Source organism: Achromobacter sp. SD115 (assembly GCF_017355315.1).
Classification (GTDB): Bacteria; Pseudomonadota; Gammaproteobacteria; order Burkholderiales; family Burkholderiaceae_B; genus Achromobacter; species Achromobacter xylosoxidans_B.
The window spans coordinates 109363-118738 of the sequence record NZ_JADIJM010000022.1; the positions used below are offsets into that span (position 1 = coordinate 109363).

The 9376-nt window shown below is 68.5% G+C and carries 10 protein-coding genes; 5 read left to right on the forward strand and 5 right to left on the reverse strand.

Annotated features, from left to right (window positions below; all coding sequences use genetic code 11):
* Positions 1–133: 133 nt before the first annotated feature.
* Positions 134–1492 (forward strand): glutathione-disulfide reductase, encoded by a 1359-nt coding sequence (gene gorA, locus IPU70_RS25840; protein ID WP_207471842.1) that lies wholly within the window; start codon positions 134–136, stop codon positions 1490–1492.
* 11 nt (positions 1493–1503) lie between these two features.
* On the opposite strand, the gene IPU70_RS25845 is transcribed toward gorA, so the two are convergent.
* A complete protein-coding gene (locus IPU70_RS25845) occupies positions 1504–2319 on the reverse strand; it encodes a DUF72 domain-containing protein (protein ID WP_207471844.1) in 816 nt (271 codons plus the stop codon).
* Between the two features lie 152 nt (positions 2320–2471).
* Between IPU70_RS25845 and IPU70_RS25850 the strand changes: the two genes are divergently transcribed.
* Both IPU70_RS25850 and IPU70_RS25855 read left to right on the forward strand, forming a co-directional pair.
* Positions 2472–3104, forward strand: a complete 633-nt coding sequence (locus tag IPU70_RS25850) for a LysE family translocator (protein ID WP_013393037.1) — start codon at positions 2472–2474, stop codon at positions 3102–3104.
* Positions 3104–3400 (forward strand): hypothetical protein, encoded by a 297-nt coding sequence (locus IPU70_RS25855; RefSeq protein WP_207471845.1) that lies wholly within the window; start codon positions 3104–3106, stop codon positions 3398–3400. The genes IPU70_RS25850 and IPU70_RS25855 overlap by 1 nt, the downstream gene beginning before the upstream one ends.
* Before the next feature lie 773 nt (positions 3401–4173).
* Here the strand turns inward: IPU70_RS25855 and IPU70_RS25860 are convergent.
* Positions 4174–5652, reverse strand: a complete 1479-nt coding sequence (locus tag IPU70_RS25860; protein ID WP_207471847.1) for a PLP-dependent aminotransferase family protein — start codon at positions 5650–5652, stop codon at positions 4174–4176.
* A 121-nt stretch (positions 5653–5773) separates the two neighbouring features.
* Here IPU70_RS25860 and IPU70_RS25865 point away from each other — a divergent pair, with 121 nt between their 5' ends.
* Together IPU70_RS25865 and IPU70_RS25870 are read left to right on the forward strand one after the other, a co-directional pair.
* Positions 5774–6502: a GNAT family N-acetyltransferase gene (locus IPU70_RS25865; protein ID WP_207471848.1), complete on the forward strand. Its 729-nt coding sequence runs from the start codon at positions 5774–5776 to the stop codon at positions 6500–6502.
* The gene (locus IPU70_RS25870; protein WP_207471850.1) at positions 6493–7392 is read left to right on the forward strand and encodes a DMT family transporter; all 900 of its coding nucleotides are present in this window, start codon (positions 6493–6495) and stop codon (positions 7390–7392) included. Before IPU70_RS25865 ends, IPU70_RS25870 begins: the two co-directional genes overlap by 10 nt.
* Positions 7393–7403: 11 nt before the next feature.
* On the opposite strand, the gene IPU70_RS25875 is transcribed toward IPU70_RS25870, so the two are convergent.
* The 3 genes from IPU70_RS25875 to IPU70_RS25885 all read right to left on the reverse strand — a co-directional run.
* Entirely contained in the window at positions 7404–8288 is an 885-nt protein-coding gene (locus IPU70_RS25875; RefSeq protein ID WP_207471857.1) for a DMT family transporter, read from the reverse strand.
* A 50-nt stretch (positions 8289–8338) separates the two neighbouring features.
* Positions 8339–8674, reverse strand: coding sequence for a co-chaperone YbbN (locus tag IPU70_RS25880; RefSeq protein ID WP_013393043.1), 336 nt, complete (start codon positions 8672–8674; stop codon positions 8339–8341).
* 109 nt (positions 8675–8783) lie between these two features.
* A partial coding sequence (locus tag IPU70_RS25885; protein WP_207471852.1) for a M20/M25/M40 family metallo-hydrolase occupies positions 8784–9376 on the reverse strand: 593 nt, incomplete at its 5' end.

The following is a 9376-nucleotide window of genomic DNA, read 5'->3' on the forward strand; positions in this document are numbered from 1 at the left end:
GCCTGCGGCAAACTGTATAGCAATCGCAGCCGCCTGCAAACCGGGCGCGGCCGGGTTGAGGCGCCGGGTGGTGTTAAATACGGTTTTCCCGGACAGTGAGCGCGGCGCCGCAAGGCAACGCGAAGGAAACACCATGGCATTCGATTTTGATCTGTTTGTGATCGGCGCGGGTTCTGGCGGCGTGCGCGCGGCGCGTTTCGCGGCCGGCTTTGGCGCGCGCGTGGCGGTGGCGGAAAGCCGCTACCTGGGCGGCACCTGCGTCAACGTGGGCTGCGTGCCCAAGAAGCTGCTGGTCTATGGCGCCCACTACAGCGAAGACTTCGAGCAGGCGCGCGGCTTTGGCTGGAGCGCCGGCGAAGCCCGCTTCGACTGGCCCACGCTGATCGCGAACAAGAATCGGGAAATCGAGCGTCTTAATGGCATTTACCGCAATTTGCTGGTCAATAGCGGCGTGACCCTGCTGGAAGGTCATGCCCGCATCCTGGATCCCCATACGGTCGAGATCAACGGCAAGTCCTACAGCACCGCCAACATCCTGGTGGCGACCGGCGGCTGGCCCCAGGTGCCGGACATCCCGGGCAAGGAACACGCCACCACCTCGAACGAGGCCTTCTTCCTGAAGCAACTGCCGCGCCGCGTGCTGGTGGTGGGCGGCGGCTATATCGCGGTGGAATTCGCCTCCATTTTCAATGGCATGGGCGCGCAGACCACGCAGGTCTACCGCGGCCCGCTGTTCCTGCGTGGCTTCGACCAGGGCGTGCGCGAGCATCTGCGCGACGAACTGACGAAGAAGGGCATCGACCTGCGCTTCAACTCGGAAGTGACCCGCATCGACAAGCAGGCCGACGGCACGCTCGCCGCCACGCTGAAGGACGGCTCCGTGATCGAGGCCGATTGCGTGTTCTACGCCACCGGCCGCCGGCCCATGCTGGACAACCTGGGGCTGGAGAACACCGCGGTCAAGCTGGGCAAGGGCGGCTTCATCGAGGTGGACGACGAGTACCGCACGGCCGAGCCTTCCATCCTGGCCATCGGCGATGTGATCGGCCGGGTGCCGCTGACGCCGGTCGCGCTGGCCGAAGGCATGGCGGTGGCGCGGCGCCTGTTCCGGCCCGAGGAATACCGCAAGGTCGACTACCAGCTGATCCCGACGGCGGTGTTCAGCCTGCCCAACATCGGCACGGTGGGCATGACGACGGAAGAAGCGCGCGCCGCCGGCCACGAGGTCAAGCTGTTCGAGAGCCGCTTCCGGCCCATGAAGCTGACCTTGACCGAGTCGCAGGAAAAGACGCTGATGAAGCTGATCGTCGACGCCAAGACCGACCGCGTGCTGGGCGTGCACATGGTTGGCCCGGACGCGGGCGAGATCGTGCAGGGCATCGCGATTGCGCTGAAGGCCGGCGCGACCAAGCAGGTGTTCGACGAAACCATCGGCATCCATCCCACGGCGGCCGAAGAGTTCGTGACCCTGCGCACGCCCGTCGCCCAGTAAGGCGGGGCGCGCTACAGGCGTTCGATCATGGCGCGCGCCGCCATCGGCGCGCGTTCCTTCGCACCATTGATGAAAAAGGCAAAGACGTCTCCAGGCCGCGCCTTCTTGGACGGGGCGCCGGCCAGTGGCAAGTCGGCCGGATGCGTCCCGCGCGCCCAGCCGCGCAGGCGCTCCGCCCAGGCGTCCAACGCCTTGGGCGCATAGCCCGCCTTGTAGGCCTCGCTGGCGCGCATCAGCCGCGCGTACACGAAATCGGCCGTGCGGTCGGCGATGGACGGGTAGTCCTCGCTGTCCGTGTAGACAGTGGCCGCGCCGTGGCGCCGAGCCAGCTCCAGATATTCCTCGCAGGCGAAGCTGGCATGGCGCACGTCCAGCACGTGCCGCAGCGGCAGGCCGTCGACCTTCTCCGGCAGCAGCGCAAGGAAGGCGCCGAAGTCGTCCGCGTCAAAGACCTTGGTCGGCGCGAATTGCCAGACGATGGGCCCCAGCTTGGGGCCCAGTTCGGCGATGCCGCTGTGCACGAAGCGGTGGATCGAGTCTTTGGCGCCCGCCAGTTCGCGGCGGTTGGTCGCGTAGCGCGAGGCCTTCAGCGAAAACACGAAGCCTTCTGGCGTTTCATCGCGCCATTTGGCGAAGGTGGCCGGCTTCTGGGTGCTGTAGTAGGTGCCGTTGATTTCGATGGCGCTGAGCTGGTTGCTGGCGTATTCCAGTTCGCGCGCGTGCGGCAGGTTTTCGGGGTAGAAGACGCCGCGCCAGGGAGCGTAGGTCCAGCCGCCGATACCGATGCGGATGGCGCCGTCTTTCGGATGAGGATGCGCTTGCGGCATGTCCGGCCCTCCAGGCGTGGGAACCGGACAACTGTATCGCCGGCGCCACTTGTCCGCAAACCCCGCTGCGGAAGTTCGCTGTTCCGATACAGTTTTGCGCTAAGGTGTGAATTCACGTTGCCACTTTCCGCGCGGCCCCGCGCCGGCCCATCATGCCCGACTTTACCCATTTGATGACGTTCGCCCTGGTTGCCCTGGGCATGGTGCTCACGCCCGGGCCCAACATGATCTACCTGGTCTCCCGTTCCATTTCGCAGGGCGCGCAGGCCGGCCTGATTTCGCTGGGGGGCGTGGCGGTCGGCTTCATCTTCTACGTGCTCTGCGCGGCCTTCGGCATCACGGCGCTGCTGATGGCAGTGCCCTACGCCTACGACGCGCTGCGCATCGGCGGCGCGCTGTATCTGCTCTACATGGCCTGGCAAGCGCTGCGTCCGGGCGGGCGTTCGCCGTTCCAGGTGCGCGAGCTGCCCAAGAGCAGCCCGCGCACGCTGTTCACGATGGGGCTGGTGACCAACCTCCTCAATCCCAAGATCGCGATCATGTACGTGTCGCTGCTGCCGCAATTCATCCAACCCGAGCGCGGCAGCGTGTTCACGCAGTCGCTAGCGCTGGGCATGACCCAGGTCGCCATCAGCCTGACGGTCAATGCGCTGATCGCCATCATGGCGGGTTCCATCGCCGGGTTCCTGGCGGGCCGTCCCTTGTGGATGGTGGTGCAGCGCTGGCTGATGGGGACGGTGCTGGCCGGATTGGCGGTGCGCATGCTGATGGACAACCGCCGCTGATGCAGTCCGAGGACGGCTTCTTCGCGTCATTGGGCGGCATGCTGGGCGAGGCGCTGCGCAGCGTCGTCGCCGGGCTGAAGTGGCTGCTGGGCGGCGTAGGCAGCGCGCTGGGCGACTTCTACGCGGGCCTGTCGGGCGCGATGGGGATGAGTCCGTCGGTGTTCAATCTGGTGGTGTTGGCTATTGGGTTGATGCTGCTTTGGGCGGCGGTCAAGGCGTTGTTGAGGCGGAGTTTGTTGGGGGCGTTGGTTTGGGGGTTTTTGGCGGTGTTGGTGTTGGGCGGGTTGATTAATTGATGGGTTTTGTTGTGTTGCGGTTTGCGGGTGTTTTTCTGCTTTAGGCGCCAGCCGCGGCGTGGGCCTGGGGCGAGCGGGCCAACGATTGCGGTCCGGAGCCTTCGCTCCGGACTTCCCCGTCGTCATCTTCGTCAAGGCCTGCGGCCTTTCCTTCAGATTCCCTCGGGCTTATCGACGGCCCGCTCGCCCCAGGCCCACGCCGCGGCTGGCTCCGGTGGTTGAAATTTCACGGGCGCTGGGGCGGGCGGTGTGCTTGGCGTGCTTGCCATCGGTGAGGTGTGGCGAAGGTCTTGCGGGGCCCGCTCCCGGCCGGCCGCGCGGGCGGCCTCTGGGAGCTTACGCGGTGTCTTGCGGGTGGTGATGGGGCTGCGCGCTGTTTGTCAGCGCTTTCTTAAAAGAGCCGGTGCATGGGTCGACGATTCGTCGCATTCGCGTAGCAAGCACTATGGAAATTTTATAAATCGCGTATGTATTAGTCGGCCGCCCGGGCGGCCGACTAATACGGGCAGCCCACGGCTCGCCCCTGACCACGGCTCCAGCAGCGCAACAAGCCAAAACGGCGGCAGCCCAGCGGCGCGGGCGGCGAGGCGGCTCGCAACCTCGATGCGCCCGAGGGAATCCGAAGGCAGCCGCCGCAGGCGGCAACGAGGATGACGAAGGGGAAGTCCGGAGCGAAGGCTCCGGACCGCGATCGTGGGCGCGAGCCGCCTCGCCGCCCGCGCCGCTGGGCGACCTACGACGTGCTGCGGCCGCAGCCCTAATCCATGGCGAACCTACGAAGTCTGTGTATTCCGTGCCGCCAACACCACCTTCCGCAACCTCTGCACCAACGCCGGAAACCGCTCGGCCCCCGTATTTCCATACCCGATCACCAGCCCGTTGTCCTCCGCCTGCGGCTCCACCGCGAATGACGACAGCGCGCCCGGATTCATGCCGATCTTGCGCGCCTGCTCCACGATCTCGCGGTCGGGGTACGCCGCAGGCAGCCGCACCGTCAGATGCAGTCCGGAGTGTCCGCCCAGGACTTCGTGTTCGATCCCCAGATGCGCAGCCAGGGCTTCGCGCAGCGCTCCCTGGCGTTCGCGGTAGAGGCGGCGCATGCGGCCCAGGTGGCGCGAGAACTGGCCGTTTTCCATGAAGGCGGCCATGGTCAGTTGTTCCAGCCGGTGGCCGCCGCGCAGCATCTCGATGATGGACGGCATCGCCTGCGCGGCGATGGCTTCGGGCAGCACCAGGAAACCCAGGCGCAGCGCCGGGAACATGGTCTTGCTGAACGTGCCCACGTAGAGCACCGGCGCGTCTTCGACCAGGCCCTGCATCGCGGCTATCGGTTCGCCTTGATGGCGGAATTCGCTGTCGTAGTCGTCCTCGATGATCCAGGCGCCAGCCTGGCGGGCGCGTTCGATCAGGCCCAGGCGGCGCGGCAGGGACAGCACCGCGCCGGTGGGGTACTGGTGCGACGGCGTGGTCTGGATGAGGCGCGGCGGGCGCTCCTGCCAGGCGCTTTCGGGGATCACGATGCCGTCCGTGTCCACGCGCATGGCCACCACGTCCAGGTCGCCGGCGTGGAAGGCGGATTTGGCGCCACGGTAGCCGGGGTCTTCCAGCCAGGCGGTGTCGCCGGGGTTGGTCAGCAACTGCACGCAGAGCGCCAGCGCGCCCTGGGCGCCTTCGGTGATGACGATGCGCGAGGCGTCGCAGCGCACGCCGCGCGACACGCGCAGGTACTGGGCGATGGCTTCGCGCAGCGCGGGCTCGCCCACGGGATGGCCATAGCCCAGTGCGGTGGCCGGGGCGGCTTGCAATGCGCGGTCCTGGGCGCGGCGCCAGGCATTGATGGGGAATTGCGTCAGCGCCGGCGTGCCGGGCGTCATGGGCAGCGAGCCATCGTGCGCGTAGCGCGTGGAGACGATGCGCGTCAGCCGCTTGGCCGTGAGCGTAGGCTGTGCGGCGGGCGGGGCCGCGCGTTTGGCGGCGATGGCCGCGGCGGCCGACAGGGGGGCGACCCGCGTGCCCTGGCGGTCGGCGATCACATAGCCTTCGGCCGTGAGCTGTTCGTAGGCGATCAGCACCGTGTTGCGCGAGATGTCCAGGTCCTCGGACAGGGCGCGCGACGAGGGCAGCTTGCCGCCCGCGGGCAGCTGGCCTGCCAGGATGGCCTGCTTGAGGCGCTGGATCAGCTGGCGTTGGCGCGGCAGGGCGCCGGGGCCGCGCTTGAGCGGGCTGGAAAGCAGGGCGGCGGTGGGTGTCATGGCCCTATTAAATTATGGGATCGTGGTGCTTTTTATGATGCCACGATTCCGATATCGTGAGGGCATGCGTATTGCGTCCGCCCGAGCCGGCGGCGCCCCAACCCTGATGAGGCCCCGTAGCATGCAACCCCGCGTCAACGCTTACCAGCAACCCATCGGCCCGGACATGCCGGGCTGGACCGCGCGTCCGCGTCCGCCCCTGACTCCCATCGTCGGCCGCTATTGCCGGCTGGAGCCGCTGTCGGCCGAGCGCCACGCCGAGGATCTGTACCAGGCGTTCAGCCAGGCGCCGGACGACAGCGACTGGACCTATATGTCCGTGGGCCCTTTCGCGGACCTGGCGGCCTACCGCCAGTTCGCGGAAAAGGCGCAGGCCGGCAACGACCCCTTGCACCACGCCATCATCGACCTGGAAACGGGCCGCGCCATCGGCACGCTGGCGCTGATGCGCATCGATCCGGCCAATGGCGCGATCGAGGTCGGCTTCGTGTCGTTTTCGCGCCAGCTCAAGCGCACCCGCATCGCCACCGAGGCCCAGTTCCTGCTGATGAGCCGCGCCTTTGACGAGCTGGGCTACCGTCGCTACGAATGGAAGTGCGACAGCCTGAACGCGCCGTCGCGTGCGGCGGCTGCCCGCCTGGGTTTCGAGTTCGAGGGCATCTTCCGCCAGGCCACGGTATACAAGGGCCGCAGCCGCGACACGGCCTGGTTCGCCATGGTCGACGGCGACTGGCCCGCGCTGCGCACCGCCTATGAACGCTGGCTGAGCCCGGACAATTTCGATGCGCAAGGCCGGCAGCGGCAGGGCCTGTCCGAACTGACGGCAGAGGCGCGCGCCGCGTGCGCCTGATCCCGGTGGCGCTGGCCCTGTTCTGGGGCCTGAACTGGCCGGCGGTGAAGATCATCCTGTCGATCTTTCCGCCGTTCACGCTGCGCCTGCTCGGCCTGGGCAGCGGCGCAGTGCTGCTGTTGCTGCTGGCGCGCGCCAAGCGGGTGCCGCTGTTGCCGCCGCGCGAGTCGTGGCGGGGCATCGTCGTGGGCGGCCTGCTTGCCGTTGCCGCCTTCAATCTGCTGGTGGCCTGGGCGCAGCTCAGCACCAGCACCTCGCGCGCGGCGGTGCTGACTTTCACCATGCCGATGATGTCGGCCGTGCTGGCCTGGGCGGTGCTGGGCGAACGCCTGGACCGGCGCCGGTCGCTGGCCTTGCTGTTGGGCGCGGCCGGAGTTTCCATCCTGGCCTGGCCGGTGCTGCGCGCGGTCTTCGGCGAGCACGACGCCGCCGCGGCCAAGGGCCTGGTGTTTCCGCTGGTGGCGGCCTTCGGCTGGGCCGCGGGCACGGTCTACCTGAAGGGCTGGCCGGTGGCCGGCGACCGCATCGTCGTCACCGCCTGGCAGTTGGCGGTGGGCGCGGCCTGCGCCCTGGGCGGCATGCTGATCGCAGGCGAATCGTTTCCCACGCAGGGCTGGAACGGCCGCGTGGTGGCGGCGCTGTCATTCCACATCATCTTGGGCACCGCCGTCGCGTACTGGCTCTGGTTCGTGCTGAGCGAGCGCGTCAGCGCCACGGTGGCGGCGCTGACCACGCTGATGGTGCCGGTGGTGGGTGTGTTGGGCGCGATGGCGCTGGTGGGCGACCGGCCCGCCGCCCTGGACTGGTGGGGTTTCGCCCTGGTGCTGGGCGGGGCGGCGCTGATCGTGCTGAATCTGGGCGCCGCGCCCGCGCCGCGAACCAGGCCATAAGCGCGGGCGGCTCAGCGGGTGCGCCGCAACTTCTCGCGCAGCAGTTCGGCGCCGCTGACCAGGGTGATGCCGGCCAGCACCAGCAGGGCGCCCAGCACGAAGCCGCCGTCCAGCGGCTCGTCCAGGATGATCACGCCGAAACTCACGCCGAACAGCGGCGTCATGAACGACAGGATCGACAGGCGCGAGGCCAGGTAGCGGCGCAGCAGCCAGAACCACGCCAGGTAGCTGGACAGGGCCACGACCACCGACTGGAAGGCGACGCTCAACACCGCCGCCTGGGTGTAGCGGAAGCCCGCGTTGCCGGTGGCCGCCGCGAATGCCAGCAGGGTGATGGCCGCGACCGCCATCTGATAGAACAGGGTCTTGGCAGGCGCGGCTTCCGACAGCGAGGTCTTGCGGATCGCCACCGTGGTGGCGCCCCAGAACAGGCCCGCCAGTAGCCCCATCGCGTCGCCCAGCAGCATGTTCGGAGCGGCGGCGGAACCCTCGGGCTGACCCTTGCCCAGGAAGGCCACGGCGATGCCGCAAAAGGCGATGACCACGCCCAGCCACTGCAGCGGCTTCAGGCGTTCCTCGGGCAGCAGCCAGTGCAACCCCAGCGCGGCGAAGATGGGCGCGGTGTACAGGAACACCGACATGTGCGAGGCCGTGGTGTAGACCAGGCCTTGCGCCACGAACAGGAATTCTCCGGCGAACAGCAGGCCCACGATCAGGCCGGGCAGCGCCGTGCCATCGGTGAAGGCGCGCAGGCCTTCGCGCCGCCACACGACCACCGCCAGCACCAGCGCCGCGAAGGCCGAGCGCAGCCCGATCTGCATGATGGGCGAGACGTCCGCGGCCACCAGCTTGATGGCGATCTGCTGGAAGCCCCAGCAGACGCACAGCAACAGCATGGCGCCGGTGGCCAGTCCGTCCAGCGGCTGGCGCAAGGGTTTGGGGCCGTTCACGGCAGTTCGGCGGGGTAGCTGTCCAGGGCCAGGCCGATCTGCTGGCGCAGGTCCCATTCCGCCAGGGTCGATTGGACCGGGCCGAAGAAGGCGCCGTCGCGCGTCACGAACATGGCGGGCAGGTGGAAGACCTCGTAGCGCTCGACCATGCCGCGGTTGTCGCCGGCGTCGACCCAGCACACGCGTTCCACGGGCAGCTCCAGCTGCGGCAGTTGTTCGCGGGCGATGCGGCAGGTGCCGCAGGTGCGGCTGTGGAAGACCAGCAGGGACAGGCCGGGCGCGTCCAGCAGGTAGCGGTCGGCGGTGCTGTCGTTGAGTTCTATCTGTTCCATGGGGGGCAGGGCTGCGCAGGGGCGCCGGTGGCGGCGCGAGGCGCCCATTATGGCAGCGCGGCGCCCGCGGGCGGGCGATACCCACGGGCCTGGAGGGGGCGCCCCGGGTTCAGGCGGCGCGCAGTTTCCGGTCCAGTTCTAGCACCGACTGGTACAGCACGCGGGTGCCGTCCAGCAGTTGCGCGGGCTCGATCCACTCTTCCGGGCAGTGGCTGCGGCCGTTCAGGCAGGGAATGAAGATCATGCCGATGGGGCCGGTGGGCGCCATGTAGACCGCGTCGTGGCCCGCGCCGCTGGGCAGGCGCATCGAGGCGTAGCCCAACTGGTCGGCGGCGGCCTGCACCGCGTCCATCACCAGCGGCGTGCAGTCGGTGGGACGGGCGCGGCTCAGCTGCGTGAAGCTGGCGGTCAGTCGCAGCGCCTTGAGATCGCCTGCCACGCCAGCCATCAAGGTTTCCGGAAACGCATCCAGCACGGCATCGCTGTCGCTGCGCATTTCCAGCGTCAGTTCGACGCGCCCCGGCACCGCGTTGGCGGCGTTGGGCGTCATCGACAGGCGGCCCACGGTGGCGACCACGTAATGCGGATTGCCGCTGGCGGCGCTGGCCTGGCGGTTGGCCGCGTCGATGATGCGGGCCGCGCCCACCAGGGCGTCGCGGCGGATGTCCATGGGCGTGGTGCCGGCATGGTCGGGCTGGCCTT

Bases quoted from the DNA above. Each gene is read 5' to 3' on its own strand.
- gorA (WP_207471842.1), top strand. From the start codon at position 134: ATGGCATTCGATTTTGATCTGTTTGTGATCGGCGCGGGTTCTGGCGGC.
- IPU70_RS25845 (WP_207471844.1), bottom strand. From the start codon at position 2,319: ATGCCGCAAGCGCATCCTCATCCGAAAGACGGCGCCATCCGCATCGGT.
- IPU70_RS25850 (WP_013393037.1), top strand. From the start codon at position 2,472: ATGCCCGACTTTACCCATTTGATGACGTTCGCCCTGGTTGCCCTGGGC.
- IPU70_RS25855 (WP_207471845.1), top strand. From the start codon at position 3,104: ATGCAGTCCGAGGACGGCTTCTTCGCGTCATTGGGCGGCATGCTGGGC.
- IPU70_RS25860 (WP_207471847.1), bottom strand. From the start codon at position 5,652: ATGACACCCACCGCCGCCCTGCTTTCCAGCCCGCTCAAGCGCGGCCCC.
- IPU70_RS25865 (WP_207471848.1), top strand. From the start codon at position 5,774: ATGCAACCCCGCGTCAACGCTTACCAGCAACCCATCGGCCCGGACATG.
- IPU70_RS25875 (WP_207471857.1), bottom strand. From the start codon at position 8,288: ATGCTGTTGCTGTGCGTCTGCTGGGGCTTCCAGCAGATCGCCATCAAG.
- IPU70_RS25880 (WP_013393043.1), bottom strand. From the start codon at position 8,674: ATGGAACAGATAGAACTCAACGACAGCACCGCCGACCGCTACCTGCTG.